Annotated in this window: 13 protein-coding genes; 10 read left to right on the top strand and 3 right to left on the bottom strand. The window is 66.1% G+C overall.

Annotated features, from left to right (window positions below):
* Positions 1-126: 126 nt before the first annotated feature.
* Positions 127-1428, bottom strand: coding sequence for a glutamate-1-semialdehyde 2,1-aminomutase (hemL, locus tag AC07YZ_RS09830; RefSeq protein WP_494794609.1), 1302 nt, complete (start codon positions 1426-1428; stop codon positions 127-129).
* Positions 1429-1442: 14 nt separating this feature from the next.
* Entirely contained in the window at positions 1443-2384 is a 942-nt protein-coding gene (gene thiD / locus AC07YZ_RS09825; protein ID WP_226491590.1) for a bifunctional hydroxymethylpyrimidine kinase/phosphomethylpyrimidine kinase, read from the bottom strand.
* 142 nt (positions 2385-2526) lie between these two features.
* On the opposite strand from thiD, the gene AC07YZ_RS09820 reads away from it, so the two are divergent.
* The 6 genes from AC07YZ_RS09820 to AC07YZ_RS09795 all read left to right on the top strand — a co-directional run bounded on the left by AC07YZ_RS09820 (position 2527) and on the right by AC07YZ_RS09795 (position 12720).
* Positions 2527-2700: a rubredoxin gene (locus AC07YZ_RS09820; protein ID WP_084235834.1), complete on the top strand. Its 174-nt coding sequence runs from the start codon at positions 2527-2529 to the stop codon at positions 2698-2700.
* A gap of 70 nt (positions 2701-2770) precedes the next feature.
* A complete protein-coding gene (locus tag AC07YZ_RS09815; protein WP_068167268.1) occupies positions 2771-3166 on the top strand; it encodes a response regulator in 396 nt (131 codons plus the stop codon).
* A complete protein-coding gene (locus AC07YZ_RS09810; RefSeq protein WP_226491591.1) occupies positions 3166-3531 on the top strand; it encodes a response regulator in 366 nt (121 codons plus the stop codon). The genes AC07YZ_RS09815 and AC07YZ_RS09810 overlap by 1 nt, the downstream gene beginning before the upstream one ends.
* 45 nt (positions 3532-3576) lie before the next feature.
* Complete coding sequence (locus AC07YZ_RS09805) at positions 3577-4113, top strand: chemotaxis protein CheW (RefSeq protein ID WP_226491592.1); 537 nt, start codon at positions 3577-3579, stop codon at positions 4111-4113.
* Positions 4114-4176: 63 nt separating this feature from the next.
* Positions 4177-6462, top strand: a complete 2286-nt coding sequence (locus AC07YZ_RS09800) for a methyl-accepting chemotaxis protein (RefSeq protein ID WP_226491593.1) — start codon at positions 4177-4179, stop codon at positions 6460-6462.
* 39 nt (positions 6463-6501) lie between these two features.
* Complete coding sequence (locus tag AC07YZ_RS09795) at positions 6502-12720, top strand: hybrid sensor histidine kinase/response regulator (protein WP_494794608.1); 6219 nt, start codon at positions 6502-6504, stop codon at positions 12718-12720.
* A 106-nt stretch (positions 12721-12826) separates the two neighbouring features.
* On the opposite strand, the gene AC07YZ_RS09790 is transcribed toward AC07YZ_RS09795, so the two are convergent.
* Positions 12827-14347: a cryptochrome/photolyase family protein gene (locus AC07YZ_RS09790; RefSeq protein ID WP_494794607.1), complete on the bottom strand. Its 1521-nt coding sequence runs from the start codon at positions 14345-14347 to the stop codon at positions 12827-12829.
* A 64-nt stretch (positions 14348-14411) separates the two neighbouring features.
* Here AC07YZ_RS09790 and AC07YZ_RS09785 point away from each other — a divergent pair, with 64 nt between their 5' ends.
* From AC07YZ_RS09785 to AC07YZ_RS09770, 4 genes are read left to right on the top strand one after another with little or no spacing between them, the layout of a single operon-like run.
* Positions 14412-15002, top strand: coding sequence for a YqgE/AlgH family protein (locus AC07YZ_RS09785; RefSeq protein WP_226491596.1), 591 nt, complete (start codon positions 14412-14414; stop codon positions 15000-15002).
* Entirely contained in the window at positions 14999-15400 is a 402-nt protein-coding gene (gene ruvX / locus AC07YZ_RS09780; RefSeq protein WP_226491597.1) for a Holliday junction resolvase RuvX, read from the top strand. Before AC07YZ_RS09785 ends, ruvX begins: the two co-directional genes overlap by 4 nt.
* Positions 15397-15912 carry a bifunctional pyr operon transcriptional regulator/uracil phosphoribosyltransferase PyrR gene (gene pyrR, locus AC07YZ_RS09775; protein ID WP_494794606.1) on the top strand — a complete coding sequence of 172 codons (516 nt, stop codon included), beginning with the start codon at positions 15397-15399 and terminating at the stop codon, positions 15910-15912. The genes ruvX and pyrR overlap by 4 nt, the downstream gene beginning before the upstream one ends.
* Positions 15909-16871 carry an aspartate carbamoyltransferase catalytic subunit gene (locus AC07YZ_RS09770; RefSeq protein WP_226494657.1) on the top strand — a complete coding sequence of 321 codons (963 nt, stop codon included), beginning with the start codon at positions 15909-15911 and terminating at the stop codon, positions 16869-16871. The genes pyrR and AC07YZ_RS09770 overlap by 4 nt, the downstream gene beginning before the upstream one ends.
* The last annotated feature ends 9 nt before the right edge of the window (positions 16872-16880 follow it).

The raw sequence follows: 16880 nt of genomic DNA, 5'->3' as shown, positions 1-16880 counted from the left end.
CCCGCGAGGTGAGCCGGAGAACGGCAGCTCCACCATCCACCTGGCGCTAGGTATTGGCGAGAAACGCAACGATTCCAAAGAAAACGGCCGGACAAAGCCGGCCGTTTGGAGGCCGCGCAAAAGCGCTTATTTCCCCAGCAGCTTGAACACGTCCCGCGCCGCCGCCACGGTGTCCGCAATGTCCTGCGCGGTGTGCGCTGCGCTCACGAAACCGGCTTCGTACAGCGCCGGGGCGATGTACACGCCGCGGTCCAGCAGGCCGTGGAACAGGGTGTTGAAACGCGGGCCGTCGGTGGTCATGACCTTGGCGTAGTTCTGCGGCAGTTGATCGAACAGGAAGAAGCCGAACATGCCGCCCTGACCGTCGCCACACAGGGTCACGCCTTCGGCCGCCGCGGCGGAGGTCAGGCCACTCACCAGCGACTGCGTGGTCGCTGAGAGCGCCTCATAGAAGCCCGGTTTCTGGATTTCCTTCAGCGTGGCCAGACCGCAGGCCGTGGCCACCGGGTTGCCGCTCAGCGTGCCGGCCTGGTAGACACCGCCCAGCGGAGCGAGCTGTTCCATCACCGCGCGCTTGGCGCCAAAGGCGGCCAGCGGCATGCCGCCACCGATCACCTTGCCCATCACCGTCATGTCGGGCTCGAAGCCGGGGATCAGTTGGGCGTACACGCTCTGTGCGCCACCGAGCGCGACGCGAAAGCCCGTCATCACCTCGTCGAACGCCAGCAGCGCGCCGTACTGCGTGCAGAGTTCGCGGCAACGCTTCATGAAGGGCACGCTCGCGCGCACGAAATTCATGTTGCCGGCGATCGGTTCGATGATCAGGCAGGCCACATCAGGGCCGTGTTCGGTGAACGCGGCTTCGAGTTGTTCGACGTTGTTGTATTCGAGAACGATGGTGTGCTGCACCACCTCGGGCGGCACGCCGGCGCTGGTCGGGTTGCCAAACGTGGCGAGGCCCGAACCAGCTTTCACCAGCAGCGCGTCGGCATGGCCGTGGTAGCAGCCTTCGAACTTGATGATCTTCTTGCGGCCGGTGGCACCGCGCGCCAGGCGGATCGTGCTCATGCCGGCTTCGGTGCCCGAGCTCACCAGGCGCACCATGTCGATGCTCGGGACGAGCTTGATGATCTCTTCGGCCAGCTCCACCTCGCGCTCGGTCGGCGCGCCGTAGGAGAAACCTTCCAGCACGGCTTTCTGCACCGCATCCAGCACGGCCGGGTGGCCATGGCCCAGGATCATCGGGCCCCAGGAGCCGATGTAGTCGATGTACTTCTGGCCGTTGGCGTCCCAGAAATACGCGCCCTGGGCGCGCTGCACGAAGCGGGGCGTGCCGCCCACGGCGCGGAAGGCGCGCACGGGCGAGTTCACGCCGCCGGGGATCAGCGCTTTGGCGCGGTCAAACAGTTCTTGGTTGCGGTCGGTCATGGTTGGGGGAAGATTCAATGTCTGGTGGTGTCCAGCGGAAAATCATCGACGTCGAGCGTGCTGTCGGGGGAGGGGTCTCCCGCCTGGCCTTCGCCCTCTTCGTCGTCTTCGTGGGCCCAGAACAGACGATCGGGCACGGCGTGGCCCATGCCGGGCTGGAAGCCCGCGTCCAGGCACTGATCGAGGTAGGTCAGCGCCTCGGCGCAGGCCGCCTGCAGGTCGGCCCCCCCGGCGATCAGGGCGCACAGCGCGGCGGACAAGGTGTCGCCAGCGCCACTGAAGGTGGCTTCAAAGCGTTCGTAGCGGGCCGAGGCCAGCACCGTTTCAGGTGAGGCCAGGTGGCTCTCTAGATACTGGTCGGCGGCGTTGAAGCCGGTCACCAGCGTGTAGGGCACGCCGTGCACGGCGGCCGCACGGGCGACCTCGCGGGCATTGGGCGGGCGGTCGCCTTCCCACTCCGGCAGCAGCCATCGGCACAGTGTGCTGTGGTTGCCAACCAACACGGTGGTCTGCGGCAGCAACAGTTCAACGCAGGCGTCCAGGTAGGTTTCGATGGCCAGTTCGTCCCACCACGACAGGTCGGGCATGTAAGCCACCACGGGCACTTCCGCATAGTCGGTGGTGATGCCGGCGATCGCGCTGAGGTTCTCCGGACTGCCCACGAAGCCGACCTTGAACGCCTGCACCGGCACATCTTCCAGCGAGCAGCGTGCCTGGTCGGTGACGGCCTCCTCATCGAGGGCGATGTGGTCGTGGATTTCGCTGGTGTCGCGCACATAGACACCCGTCACCACGGGAAGCACATGGGCCGATGCGCTGGACATGGCCGTGATGTCGGCGCTCAGGCCGCCTGCCCCGCTGGGATCGTTGGCGTTGAACACCATCACGCAGGGCAGGCTGGTTTCGCCCAGGGCCTCAAGCGAGGTGGGCGTGGAGGTGTCAGGGGTGTCGGGCATGAGGGTGGTGTGGGGTCAGGGCCGGGTGCTGATGCAGGATCGGCGGTCCGCGCACATGGGGAAAACCAGCGGCTGATGGCCTGAGGAGGCCTCATGGGGCTCGATACAATGATTGCATTCTATGACAATGGCCCCTATAACCATGAGCGAAACCAAGACTTGGATGTGCCTGATCTGCGGCTGGATCTACGACGAAGCTGCTGGCGCTCCCGAGCATGGTGTCGCACCGGGAACGCCCTGGTCGCAGGTGCCCATGAACTGGACCTGCCCGGAGTGTGGCGCACGCAAGGAAGATTTTGAAATGGTGCAGATCTGAGGTCGACCATGCCGTGGCACAACAGTTGCGTGTGCCCAAGCCCTGACACCCTAACTGGAGCGACACAACCGTGAGCACGACACCCGCGCTGAAAGTCCTGGTGGTGGATGACAGCAATACCATTCGCCGCAGTGCGGAGATCTTCCTCAAGCAGGGCGGGCATGAAGTCCTGCTGGCTGATGACGGCTTCGACGCACTGGCCAAAATCAACGATTACCAGCCCGATCTGGTGTTCTGCGACATCCTCATGCCGCGGCTGGATGGCTACCAGACCTGTGCCATCATCAAGCGCAACGCCCGCTTCGCGAGCATTCCTGTGGTGATGCTGTCTTCCAAAGACGGCGTGTTCGACAAGGCTCGCGGACGCATGGTCGGTTCCCAGGACTACCTCACCAAACCCTTCACCAAAGACCAGTTGCTGCACGCGGTGCAGCAGTTCGGCGCCCACCTCACCGGAGCTGCATGATGCCCATACATAAAGTGCTTGTTGTTGATGATTCCAAGACCGAGTTGATGGTTTTGTCGGACCTGTTGATCAAAAACGGCTACAGCGTGCGCACCGCCGAGAATGCCGAAGAGGCCTTTCGTCGGCTCGGCGAGGAAAAGCCGGAACTGATTCTGATGGACGTGGTGATGCCCGGTCAGAATGGTTTTCAGTTGACCCGGGCGATCGCGCGGGACCCGCAGTATTCCCACATCCCCATCATCATGTGCACCAGCAAGAACCAGGAGACCGATCGTGTCTGGGGCATGCGTCAGGGTGCTCGTGACTACGTCACCAAGCCGGTGAATACCGAAGAGCTGATTTCCAAGATTCGGGCGCTGGGTTAAGCGCCAGGCTCGACACCACCGCACGCGCCCCGAACCTTACTCAGCATGGCCACCAACCGACAGTCACTCAAGGATCTGCAGGAACGACTGGCGCAACGTCTGTCTGCCGCGAAAACCGAAGCTGCGACAGCCTCCTGGCTGGCCGTGGAAGCGGGCGGGCAGCGCTACCTGATACCGCTGGTCCAGGCGGGCGAGATTTTCCCCTGGTCCCCCATTCAGTCCGTGCCTTACACCAAGCCCTGGTACGCCGGGGTGGCCAGCCTGCGGGGTGGCCTGCACGGTGTGGTGGATCTGGCGCGTTTGCTGAACCGGTCGCTCGCGCCTGCCACCAGTGGGGACCGCGTGTCTTCCGAATCGCGGCTGGTCAGTCTGCATGCTGCGCTGGGTGTCAATGCCGTGCTCTGGATCGATCGCCTGCTGGGCCTGCGCAACCCGGCCATGTTCAGTGCGCTGGGGTCCAACCCCGAGAATGCTCCCGCTTATTTCACCCGTTGTCTGATCGACCACCAGGGCCAGCTGTGGCAGGAGCTTGATCTTCAGGCCTTGGCGGGTGAGTCTGAATTTTTGGCCATCGCCGCCTGATGGCCGAACGCCGTCGGCCAATACCGGTTTCCCGTATGTTGTTTTCTGTTGGAAGGTTTTCTCATGGCCATGCTTGATCGATTCCAGGGACTGTTCAAGAAAAAAGCTGGTGATGAACCCGAACCCGACCTGGGCGATTCCATCGACCAGGACATCGCCGATCTGGCCGCCGCACGGCTCGCGCCGGACTCTGCGGCGGGTGACCTCCCAGAAAGCCGGCTTCCGGACGACGACAACCCTTCCGATGCGGGGATGGTGTCGCTGCCCTTGCTGGGCCGTCGCCTGGCCGAACAGCACCAGCGAACCCTGGCCACCTTGCTGGCGTTTGGCCTGGTGGTGTTGGGCGCGGTGACATTCTTTGTGCTGAATCAAACCCAGAACCTGAGTGTGCAGGTGGCTGCCACCGGTGACGCGCTGATGCAGTCGCAACGATTGGCCAAAAGCGCGTCACAGGCCTTGATCGGCAGTGCATCGGCTTTCCCGGAAGTGGATCAAAGTGCCGAGGTGCTGTTTGACAACGTTGCTGCGCTTCGTTTGGGTGCCAGCGGAGAACATGGCGCAGGCGACAGTCATGCCCATGGCGCGGATCTTGTCCCGCTGGCGGCCGAACTCCAGCCGCAGTTGAGTGAACTCACCCCGGTGGTGCAGCGTGCGCACGACAACGCCGCCGCCATTCTCGCGCAGCAGAAGATCCTGACCCAGGTGGGCGACGCCCTGCGCACGATCAACCGGCAGTCTTCCGACCTGCTGGAAATCGCCGAAACCGTCTCGTCCCTCAAGCTGCAGCAAAACGCGCCAGCGGCCGAAATTTCGGCGTCTGGCCAGCTGGTGATGTTGACCCAGCGTATCGGCAAGTCGGCCAACGAATTCCTGACCATGGAGGGTGTGAGCCCTGAGGCGGTGTTCCTGTTGGGCAAGGACTTGAACACCTTCAAGGAAATCGCCGACGGCTTGCTCAAGGGCAGTGAGGAGTTGCGCCTTGCCGCCGCCAAGGACGAACAGGTGCGTGAACGGCTGGAAGCCCTGCTGGCCATGTACGAACAGACCCGCACCGAAGCCGGCGCGATTCTGGGCAACCTGCAGGGCCTGGTGTCGGCCCGGGAGGCGCAGGCCGGCATCATTGCCGATAGCGAACCTTTGCGATTGGCATTGGGCAAGCTCCAGGCGAGCCTGTCTTCCCGCTCCGGTTTGGGCGGCGCAGAAATCGCCGTCTTGCTGCTGTCTGCGGTCTTTGCGCTGGGTTGTGCGGGTGGTCTGGCCTATGTGCAGCTGCAGGACAGCCGTCAGCGCCAACGGGTGGCTGAGCGTCAGCGCCAGGCGGCCGAGTCGCTGGAGCAGGATGCCAAGCGCGTGAACGACGCCAACCAGGCGGCCATTCTCCGGTTGATGAACGAACTGCAGACGGTGGCCGAAGGCGACCTGACGCAGGAAGCGACCGTGACCGAGGACATCACCGGCGCCATCGCCGACTCGGTGAACTACACGGTGGAAGAGCTGCGTTCGCTGGTGGGCAACGTACAGGCCACGGCCACCCGGGTGGCGCAGACCACGTCCGCGGTGGAAAGCACCTCGACCGAGCTGCTGGCGGCGTCCACCGAGCAGCTGCGCGAGATTCGTGAAACCGGCCAGTCCGTGCTGGACATGGCGCAACGCATCAACCAGGTGTCGGGACAGGCGCAGGAATCGGCCTCGGTGGCACGGACTTCTCTGCAAGCCGCTGAATCGGGTCTGCAGGCCGTGCAGGACGCGATCGGCGGTATGAACGCCATCCGCGACCAGATCCAGGAAACCTCCAAGCGCATCAAGCGGCTGGGTGAGTCTTCGCAAGAGATCGGTGAAATCACCGAACTGATCTCGGACATTACCGAACAGACCAACGTGCTGGCCCTGAACGCCGCCATCCAGGCGGCTTCCGCCGGTGAAGCCGGTCGGGGCTTCTCGGTGGTGGCCGAGGAAGTGCAGCGACTGGCCGAACGGTCGGCCGACGCCACGCGCCAGATCGCGGCGCTGGTGAAGGCGATTCAGACCGACACCCAGGACGCGGTGGCCGCCATGGAGCGCTCCACCCAGGGTGTGGTCGAAGGAGCCAAGCTGTCCGACAACGCCGGTACCGCGCTGTCCGAAATCGACCGCGTGTCGCGGCGATTGGCCGAACTGATTGAGCAGATCTCCAGTGCCACTTCACGCGAAGCCGAGTCGGCCAACGAGGTGGCCGGCAACATCCAGCACATTTTTGCCGTGACCGAGCAGACCGGTGAAGGCACGCGTTCGACGGCCCAGCAGGTGCGTGAACTCTCCGCCATGGCCGAAGAACTGCGTCAGTCCGTGTCGCGGTTCAAGATCGCCTGAGAGCCCTCCCGCGTCTGTGCACCAACCTGACTGATGATCATGCTCGACACCACCGCCGACAGTTTGCAGACGGATGCCCCGCTCGCCGACCTCGGTCCGCTGGCCTGGGTGTTCGACGAGTTGCGCAAGTCGCTCGACGCGGCCAACAAGGCCATCAAGCGCTTCGTGCGCGAGACGGAACGATCCCGCAGCGACGACCTGGAGGCGGTGGACCCGGGTTCGCTGCGGATCGCCCGCCAGCAGCTGCACCAGGCGGTCGGTGCCCTGGAAATGGTGGGCCTGCTTGCGCCGGCCCAGGTGTTGCGGGCGATGGAAGCCGCGGTGCAACGTTTCGTGCAGCGTCCCCAGGTGTGCAACGATGAGGCCGCGGGCAAGGTCGAACGGGCCAGTTTCGCCCTGATCGAATACCTGGAGGCGGTGCTCAACAACAAACCGGTCCAGCCTGTGGCGCTGTTTGCACAGTACCGGGAGGTTCAGGAACTGGCTGGCGCAGAGCGTGTGCACCCTGCCGATCTGTGGCCTTTCGATCAGCGTAGTGTGGTGGTCGAGGCCCCGAAGGGCGCGTCCGCGTCGCAGTGCGATGCCCCCCAGCGCCTGTTGTTCGACCGGCTGGTGTTGCTGGTGGTCAAGACCCAGAGCCCCGCCGCCGCACAGCAACTGGCCAGACTCAGCGGGGGGCTGTCCGCCGGCGCCACCGAGGCCCGGGTGCGGACTTTCTGGAGCGTGGCCGCGGCCTATTTCGAGGCCCTGTCCCAGCGCCTGTTGCCGGTGGATGTGTATGTCAAGCGGGCGGCTTCGCGCATCCTGCTGCAGTTCGCCACGCTCGCCCGGGGTCAGAACCAGGTGTCCGAGACCCTGTTGCACGACCTGCTGTTTTTCTGTGCCCAGGCTGATGGCGCCACGCCAGGCAAAGCGCCTCACCTCGTGGCGGTGCGTGAGGCATTTGATCTGGGCGCGACCAAGCCGGTGGACTACCACCTGGCGACGCTGGGGCGTTTTGACCCGGCGCTGTTGACCCAGGCACGCAAGCGCATCCATGCCGCGAAAGAAGCCTGGTCGCTCTTTTCGGGTGGGGATGCGAGCCGGGCCCGCCAGGTGGCCGACCAGTTTGGTCTGGTGGGCGATTCCCTGCTCAAGCTCCATCCGGCCAGCACCGTGCTGGCGCAGGCCTTGTTCAAGACGGCCGAGCAGTCGGCGCGCGATGCCGGCGGCGTCAGGCCCGAACTGGCCATGGAGGTGGCGACCACCACCCTGTACCTGGAAGCTGCTTTTGAGGATTTCGACCCCAACGACAGCGAAATGACCGAGCGCACCCAGGCGCTGGCCGCGCGTCTGGAGAGCGTGTTGGCGGGTGCGCCCGCGCAACCGCTGGACGCCTGGATGGAGCAACTCTACCGCCGCGTGAGCGATCGCCAGACCATGGGCAGTGTGGTGGGCGAGCTCAAGGTGTCGCTGGGCGAGGCTGAAAAGTCGTTGGACCAGTTCTTCCGCACCCCCCACGAAAAGGGCGGGTTGCACGTGGCGGTGTCGCAGCTCGCGCAGATGCGTGGCGTGCTTTCGGTGCTCGGGTTGGAGCAGGCGGTGCAGACGGTGGCGCGGATGCGGGCCACGGTGGACCAGATCCTGGACACCGAGGTGGACGAGACCATGGCCCGCGAAGCCGGAACCTTCCAGCAGTTGGGCAACAACCTCAGCGCGTTGAGCTTCCTGGTGGACATGCTCAACTACCAGCCCGCGCTGGCCAAGAAGCTGTTTGTGTTTGACGAGGCCAAGGGCGAGCTGTTGCCGCTCATGGGTCGTACGCTCAGTTCCGAGGCTTCCAAGCCACCGGCCCATCAAGATGCCCAGGCCATCAATGCCGAGGTGCAGCGGGTGGTCGACGGTGTGCAGGACGGGGTGGCCCTGGTCGATCTCAGCCGGCAGCTCGACACGCTGGCCACGCAAGCCTCGCTGGCCGAACAGCCCGGGGTGGCACGCGCCGCGCGCGACGCGGCCCAGGCGGTGGTCAGTGACAGCGCCAGCGCCGGCGCACAGGCGCTGGTGGACCTGTCGCAGGCATCCGCTCCCGTGGCAGCTCCGGTGCCCAACGCCCTGATGGCCGAGGACAACGAAGAAGACGATCTGCTCGACATCTTCCTGGAAGAAGCCCGCGAGGTCGTGGCCAACGGACTCGATGCGGTGGAACATCTGCGGGTCGACCCCGCCGATCTGGAGCACCTCACCACGCTGCGGCGCGCGTTCCACACGCTCAAGGGCAGCTCACGCATGGTGGGCCTGAACGAGTTCGGCGAGGCGGCGTGGGCCATGGAGCAGATGCTCAATGCCGTGCTGGCCGAGCAGCGTGGAGCCCATGCCGACATGCTCCGGCTGGCGGGTGAGGCGATGGCCGCGTTCTCCCGTTGGGTGCAGGACATCGCGGACCGGCGCGACACCCATTGGAGCGCAGGGCCGTTCCGTGCCAGCGCCGAAACCTGGCGCAACCAGGCGCAATATCTGGGACTGGCGTTGCCGCAGGCCGTGCAACGCGTCGAATCCGACGGGATGGCCGAACCTGCCTCCGCAGCGACCGTGGTCGAGACCGCTTCCGCCATCGACGAGATCGCACTGCCCGAGCTGGCTCAAGCCGAAACCCTGGCTGAGGTGATGAACCTGGATGGCACGTCGCACCAACCCTCCGAGGGGCAGACGCCCGCGGGTGTTGAAGGCTTGGTGCCCGCGTCTGCGGAGGTCGATTTTGCCGACGCCGCGCCGTTCGCGGATGCCCCCACGCTGGATGCCGATCAACCGAACGCCGACGCGTCAGGTGACGCCCCTCTGCCATCCATGTTCGAAGAGATCGACTTCGACAGTCTGATGGCCGCGTCGTCCAGCGCGCAAGCCGAGGCCGCCCCTGTGGTGGTCACGGACGACTCGGATCTTGAGGTGGAGCCGGCCCCGGTTGATCCTGCTCCCCTCCCGTCACCCTCGTCCGATGAGGTGTCGGCCCTGTTTGACGGTCTCTCTCTGGATCTGGACACCGAAACCGGCCCTTCGCAAGAGGTCGAGTCCATCACGCTCGACGCCGACTTCGATCTGGACACCCGCGACGCGCCGCAAGCACAGGCCGAGCCGGTGTCTGATGATGCCGGGCTGGCTGTCGTTCAGGACGAGGCTCCCCCGATGCCAGAGGCTGAAGCCCATGCGGAAATGCCGCCCGATGGCCTGCAGCCACCGGTGGTGGATGAGGGCGCGGAACCCCAGGTCGTCGAGACTGTTGAGGAGTCCTTTCCGGGTGCTTCAGACGAACAGATCCGGGTCATTGGGGACCTGCGCATCGGTATCAAGCTGTACAACGTCTACCTCAATGAGGCCGACGAGTGGTCGCGCCGCCTGTGCACCGAACTGGCCGAGTGGGCGCTGGAGCGCCACCAGCCGGTGCCGGACCAGGCCGAGGCACTGGCGCATTCGCTGGCCGGCAGTTCGGCCACCGTGGGCTTCCAGTCGCTGTCCGACATCGCCCGCGCGCTGGAGCACGCGATCGAGTCGATCGGCCAGCACCAGCAAGCAGGCTGGGCCGCCAGCGCCGAACAGGCGCAGCTGTTCGTTGACGCTTCCGAAGACATTCGCCGGCTGTTGCACCAGTTCGCGGCCGGTTTCCTCAAGGAGCCCACCCCCGAGCTGATGGCAGCGCTCTACCGCGTCGTGCACGAGCCTGTACCTGAGGGATTGCCCCCCGAAGTGCCCGAGGCGCAGTCCGATCCGCTTTTTGAGGCCCCGCCGACGAACACACCCACCCCGATGCAGGCGCCTGCCGGCGTTGAAGTGGCCGCGTTCAGCGAACCCAGCACCGGTTTCGGTGGCCTGCACGAATCGACCGGTCCCGCTGCGGGCCCGGTGCAGGACATCGACGACGATATCGATGCCCTGGACACGATCGACGTCGATCTTTTTCCGATCTTTGCCGACGAGGCGCTCGAACTGTTGCCTCGGCTCGGCGGCGCCTTGCGCCAGTGGGTGGCGCGCCCCGACAACGGCAGCGCACGCTCCGAAGTGTTGCGCAATCTGCACACCCTCAAAGGCAGCGCCCGCCTGGCCGGTGCGCTGCGCCTGGGAGAGATGGCGCACCGCATGGAGACGGCGGCCGAGCGTTTGGGGTCCGACGTCGAACGCAGTGCCGACCTTGAGCCGCTGCAGAGCGCGTTCGACGCGATCAGCGCCCGTTTTGACGTGCTGCGTCGCACCGACGCCGAACCGCAGGATGTGATTCAGCGGGCGCCCGAACAGGCGCCGCCCGATGAGACGGGTGACGCGGTGCCCGAAGCCGCTCCGATGGCGTTGCCCATTGACGCCGCGCCCACGGGTCCCGCGGAGGGACTGGCCGGGATGACCCTGCCGCAGGTGCCGGCGCTGTTGCAGGCGCGGGCCGGAGCTGCCGTGCGTGTGCGGCCGGAGCTGCTCGACCGGCTGGTCAACCAGACCGGCGAGGTCATGATCACCCGCTCGCGCATGGAGTCCGAACTCGTGACCTTGCGCGGCTCGCTCAAGGACCTCACGGGCAACCTGGACCGTCTGCGCGGTCAGCTGCGCGACATCGAACTGCAGGCCGAGACCCAGATGCAGTCGCGCCTGGCTCAAGCACGCGACGCCGACCAGTCCTTCGACCCGCTCGAATTCGACCGTTTCACCCGGGTTCAGGAACTCACGCGCATGATGGCCGAGTCGGTCAACGACGTGGCCACCGTGCAGCGCAACCTGCAACGCGCGGTGGAGGCCACCGAAGACAGCCTGGTGGCCCAGGCGCGCCAGACCCGCGAACTGCAGCGCGACTTGCTGCGCACCCGCATGGTGGAGTTCGAAGGCATTTCCGAGCGCCTGTACCGCGTGGTGCGACAGGCGTCCAAGGAGACCGGCAAGCAGGTGCGGCTGGACATCGTGGGCGGCAACATCGAAATGGACCGCGGCGTGCTCGACCGGATGACCGCCGCGTTTGAGCACTTGCTGCGCAACAGCGTGGTGCACGGCATCGAACCGACCGAAACCCGGTTGGCGCTGGGCAAAGCGGCCGAAGGCCACATCGAGATTCACCTGGCCCAGGAACTCAACGACGTGTCGGTGGTGTTCCGTGACGACGGCGCCGGGCTTGACCTGGCCCGCCTGCGCGAAAAAGGCGTGGCCCAGGGGCTGGTGCCTGCCGGCACGCAGCTCAGCGACGACGAAGCCGCCCACCTGGTCTTCACACCCGGCCTGAGCACGGCGAGCGAGATCACATCGCTGGCGGGCCGGGGTGTCGGCATGGACGTGGTGCGCAACGACGTGGTGGCGCTCGGCGGCCGCATCGAGACCAGCACCCGCGCCGGCCAGGGCACCAGCTTCAAGCTGGTGCTGCCCCTGACCACCGCGGTGACGCAGGTGGTGATGGTGCGCGCTGGCGGGCTCACCTTTGGCGTGCCCTCCAACCTGGTGCAGGTGGTGCGCCGTCTCTCCAGCACCGAGCTGGGCGAGGCTTATGCCAAGGGCAGCCTGACGGTGGCGGGCGAAGAGGTTCCGTTCTACTGGGCCGGTGCCCTGTTGCAGTCTTCCGCGCAGTCGCAGGAGACCAAGGGTCGCACGCTGCCGGTGGTGATCTTCCGAAGCGCGGCGCAGCGCGTGGCCATGCACGTGGACCAGGTGCTGGGCAACCAGGAAGTGGTGGTCAAGAACCTCGGGCCGCAGCTCTCGCGTCTGCCCGGTCTGGCCGGCATGTCGGTGCTGGCCTCGGGCGCCGTGGCACTGATCTACAACCCGGTGGCCCTGGCGACGGTGTACGGCACCCAGGTCCATGAGTGGATCGCCCAGCAGCAGCGCCAGACCCCACAGGTGGTGGGCGAGACCTCGACCCCCGTGGACGCGGCGCTCAGCGCCGTGCCGCTGGTGCTGGTGGTGGACGACTCGATCACCGTGCGTCGGGTGACCCAGCGTTTGCTGCAGCGCGAAGGCTACCGCGTCTCGATGGCCGCCGATGGTCTGCAGGCATTGGAACGCTTGCAGCAGGAACGCCCCACCGTGGTGTTGTCCGACATCGAAATGCCGCGCATGGACGGTTTCGACCTCGTGCGCAACATCCGCAGCGACCCGCGCCTGTCCGATCTGCCGGTGATCATGATCACCTCGCGCATTGCGGAGAAACACCGCGAACACGCGCGCGAACTGGGTGTGGATCACTACCTGGGCAAGCCATACTCCGAAGACGAGCTGCTGGCGCTGATCGCGCACTACACGCAGATCGCTGCCGAAGCCTGATGGGCTGATCCTCCCAAGGTGGATCAGCCCCCTCAGGGGGCCGCGACCCGCGCAGCGGCGGAGCGTGGGGGGCCGACGATCCACCGCCGGGCCGCCCCAAGGTGGATCAGCCCCCTCGGGGGGCAGCGACCCGCGCAGCGGCAGAGCGTGGGGGTTCTTTTTTCTTCACCACCGCATACCGCAGCAGCGTGCGCTCGCGCGCCTCGGCGTGATCGACCACCGGCAGCGGATAGGTCTTGCCCAGCTCCACGCCCGCGGCGGACAACTCCAGCTCGCGGGCCTGCCAGGGCGCGTGGATGGCCGCATCGGGCAGTTCGGCGAGCTGCGGCAGATAGCGCCGGATGAACTTGCCCTGGGGATCAAAACGCTCGCTCTGCGTGACGGGGTTGAAGATGCGGAACCAGGGTTGCGCGTCGCAGCCGCTGGAGCTGGCCCACTGCCAGCCGCCGTTGTTGGCGGCGAGGTCGAAGTCGATCAGGTGTTCGGCGAAATAGCGCTCGCCCCAGCGCCAGTCCAGCCCCAAGTCCTTCATCAGAAAACTCGCGACCACCATGCGCAGCCGGTTGTGCATGTAGCCGGTCTGGTTGATCTGCGCCATGGCCGCATCCACCAGGGGGTAACCGGTGCGGCCCTCGCACCAGGTGGCGAACAGTTCCTTCGCATGTTTGCCACGCTCAAACCGGATGTGGTCGTATTCGGGTTTGAACGCCCGGTCCGCCACCTGCGGGAAATTGGCCAGCAGCTGGTGGTAGAAGTCGCGCCATATCAGCTCCGAGAGCCAGGTGCTCGCCCCGGCGATCCCCTGCAGATGCATCCGGTGGGCCACCGAAACCACCCGCCGCACGGAGAGGGTGCCAAAGCGCAGGTGCACGCTCAGGTAGCTGGGCCCTTTGACGGCGGGGAAGTCGCGCGCCTGGTCGTAGCGGTCGATGCGCTGCAGGAAATCGCTGAACAGCTGACGCGCACCGCTGGACCCGGTGGGCACGGGCAGTTGCGCGAGGTTGGTGGTCTCGAAGTCCAGGTCCGACAGGCGCGGCACCGGCACCGCCCATTCGGTTGGCACGGGCGCGAGCGTCGCGGCGTAGCGCGCCACTGGGTAGGCCTTGAGGTGGAACGGATCGAGCTGCTTGAGCCACGCATTCTTGTAGGGCGTGAACACGCCAAACGGGTGGCCGGCCTGGGTCAGCAGCTCGCGCCGCTCGAAGATCACGTGGTCCTTGTGGCTGTGCAACAGGATGCCGGCATGGGCCAGATCGCCAAACACCTGGGCGTCGCGCGCCAGCGCCGCCGGATCGTCGTCGTGGTTGGCGAACACGGCCTGGACCTGCAGCCGCCGGGCCAGCGCGGGGATGGCCTGGCGGGCCTGGCCATGCAGCACGATCAGGCCGACGCCTTGCGCGCCGTTGGCCTGCCCGAGGGTGCGCAGGTCCGTGTCGAGCTCGACCAGCGACTCGCGGATGAACTCGACGCGCCGGTCGGCCCGGGGCAAGGCGTCCAGAATGTCGGTGTCGAAGACGAAGACACACCAGACCTGGCGGCACACCTTGAGCGCGTGGTACAGCGCCGCGTTGTCCTCGCAGCGCAGATCGCGACGGAACCACATCAGGCCTTTGTCGTAGGTGTTCATGGCGGTGGACGGGGGCGGGCCTGCACGACCGGGCGCTGCGGGGGCAGCGGCTTAAAATCAACGCATGTCCGCTGATTTTGCCCCCATCAACCTGACCAATCATTTCCTGATTGCGATGCCAAGCCTCAGCGACGAGCTTTTTGCCCGCAGCGTGGTGTTCATGTGCGAGCACAGCGAACGAGGGGCCCTGGGGCTGGTGATCAACAAGCCCAGCGACATCCTGCTGCCCCGGCTGTTTGAAAAAGTCGACCTGCCCATGGGGCGCGACGACCTGGCCCTGCTGCCGGTGTTCCAGGGCGGTCCGGTGCAGACCGAGCGGGGCTTCGTGCTGCACGAAGCCGTGGAAGGCGGGGCCGGCGAATCGGTCTACGCCTCCACGCTGTCCATTCCCGGGGGGCTGGAAATGACCACCTCCAAGGACGTGCTCGAAGCCATGTCCTCGGGCGCCGGTCCGCGCAAGGTGTTCGTCACGCTGGGTTATGCGTCCTGGGGGCAGGGTCAGCTCGAATCCGAGATCACCGAAAACAGCTGGCTCACGGTCGAAGCCGACCCGAGCCTGATTTTTGACGTGCCGGTCTCCGAGCGTTACGTGCGCGCCATGGCCCTGCTGGGCCTGCAGCCCTGGATGCTCTCGCCCGACGCGGGCCACGCATGACGGACGACGCCTCCGCTTGCCAGACCTTCATGGCGTTTGACTATGGCCTCAAGCGCACGGGCGTGGCCAGCGGCAACCGCCTCACACGCACCGCCACGCCGCAGGCCACGATCGCTGCCGAGGGCGATGCCCGTTTCGCGCAGATCAGCCTGCGGCTCAAGGAGTGGGAGCCCGACGCCCTGGTGGTGGGCGTGCCTTTTCATCCCGATGGTGCCGCGCACGAGAACACCGCGCGGGCACGGAAATTCGCGCGCCAGCTGCGAGGTCGTTATGGCCTGCCGGTGTTCGAGGTGGACGAGCGTTACAGCACGACCGAAGCACACGCCCTGGGCGCCAAAGACGCCGACGCCGCGTCGGCCTGCATCATCCTGGAACAGTTTTTGAGGAGCCTGCCTTGAGTGCATTGCAACTGGACGCCGAACAACTCTACAAAACCCTGCTTCAGGGCGTCAAAGGCCTGATCGCGGTGACTCCGCAGCCGCTGCACCTCGCCGGCGTCACCTCCGGCGGCGCCTGGCTGGCCGAGCGTCTGCAGCGCGACCTGGGCCTGCCCGGGAGCGTCGGCGTGATCTCGTCCAGCATGCACCGCGACGACTTCGCGCAGCGTGGCCTGGCCATCAGCGCTCAGACCGTGCTGCCGTTCGAAGTCGATGGCGCCCACGTGGTGCTGGTCGACGACGTGCTCTACACCGGGCGCACGCTGCGCGCCGTGATCAACGAACTGTTCGACTACGGCCGCCCGGCCAGCGTGCAACTCGCGGTGCTGGTGGACCGGGGCGGGCGCGAACTGCCGATCGAAGCCAAGGTCTGTGCGGCCACCGTCGCATTGCCCGTGACGCAGACGCTCGAACTCGCGCGCAGCGACGACGGGCGCCTGAGCTTCGTGGTGGAAAACAAGAAGGAAGCCTGAACGTGGCACGCAACCCCCAACTCAACAAAAACGGCGAACTCATCCATCTGCTCTCCACCGAGGGCCTCTCGCGCGACATCCTCACCCAGATCCTGGACACCGCGGCCAACTTCGTCAGCGTCAGCAGCCGCGACGTGAAGAAGGTGCCGCTGCTGCGGGGCAAGAGCGTGTTCAACCTGTTCTTCGAGAACAGCACCCGCACCCGCACCACCTTCGAGATCGCGGCCACGCGCCTGTCGGCCGACGTGATCAACCTCGACATCGCGCGCAGCTCCACCGCCAAGGGCGAGTCGCTGCTCGACACCATCGCCAACCTCTCCGCGATGGCGGCCGACATCTTCGTGGTGCGCCACAGCGAGTCGGGCGCGCCCTACCTGATCGCGCAACACGTGGCACCGCACGTGCACGTGGTCAACGCTGGCGACGGCCGCCACGCCCACCCCACCCAGGGCCTGCTGGACATGTACACCATCCGGCACTACAAGAAAGACTTCACCCAGCTCTCGGTGGCCATCGTGGGCGACGTGCTGCACTCGCGCGTGGCGCGCTCCGACATCCACGCCCTCACCACGCTGGGTTGCCCCGACGTGCGCGTGGTGGGCCCACGCACCCTGGTGCCCGGCGACCTTTCGCAGATGGGCGTGCGCGTGTGCCACACGCTGGAAGAGGGCATCAAGGACTGCGACGTGGTGATCACCCTGCGGCTGCAGAACGAGCGCATGAGCGGCGCCCTGCTGCCGTCGAGCCAGGAGTATTTCAAGAGCTTCGGCCTGACCACCGAGCGCCTGCGCTGGGCCAAGCCCGACGCCATCGTGATGCACCCGGGCCCGATCAACCGCGGGGTGGAAATCGACTCCGCCGTGGTGGACGGACCGCAGAGCGTGATCCTGCCGCAGGTGACGTTTGGCATCGCGGTGCGCATGGCGGTGATGGGCATCGTGGCCAGCCACGACGCATGAGGACACACA

Source organism: Hydrogenophaga sp. GW101-3F08 (genome assembly GCF_059424585.1).
The sequence above is the reverse complement of the archived record's forward strand: the minus strand, read 5'-3'. Positions and strand labels throughout refer to the sequence as shown.

Excerpts from the sequence above, each read along its gene's own strand:
- hemL (WP_494794609.1), bottom strand. The coding sequence starts at position 1,428 with ATGACCGACCGCAACCAAGAACTGTTTGACCGCGCCAAAGCGCTGATC.
- thiD (WP_226491590.1), bottom strand. The coding sequence starts at position 2,384 with ATGCCCGACACCCCTGACACCTCCACGCCCACCTCGCTTGAGGCCCTG.
- AC07YZ_RS09820 (WP_084235834.1), top strand. The coding sequence starts at position 2,527 with ATGAGCGAAACCAAGACTTGGATGTGCCTGATCTGCGGCTGGATCTAC.
- AC07YZ_RS09810 (WP_226491591.1), top strand. The coding sequence starts at position 3,166 with ATGCCCATACATAAAGTGCTTGTTGTTGATGATTCCAAGACCGAGTTG.
- AC07YZ_RS09805 (WP_226491592.1), top strand. The coding sequence starts at position 3,577 with ATGGCCACCAACCGACAGTCACTCAAGGATCTGCAGGAACGACTGGCG.
- AC07YZ_RS09800 (WP_226491593.1), top strand. The coding sequence starts at position 4,177 with ATGGCCATGCTTGATCGATTCCAGGGACTGTTCAAGAAAAAAGCTGGT.
- AC07YZ_RS09795 (WP_494794608.1), top strand. The coding sequence starts at position 6,502 with ATGCTCGACACCACCGCCGACAGTTTGCAGACGGATGCCCCGCTCGCC.
- AC07YZ_RS09790 (WP_494794607.1), bottom strand. The coding sequence starts at position 14,347 with ATGAACACCTACGACAAAGGCCTGATGTGGTTCCGTCGCGATCTGCGC.
- AC07YZ_RS09785 (WP_226491596.1), top strand. The coding sequence starts at position 14,412 with ATGTCCGCTGATTTTGCCCCCATCAACCTGACCAATCATTTCCTGATT.
- ruvX (WP_226491597.1), top strand. The coding sequence starts at position 14,999 with ATGACGGACGACGCCTCCGCTTGCCAGACCTTCATGGCGTTTGACTAT.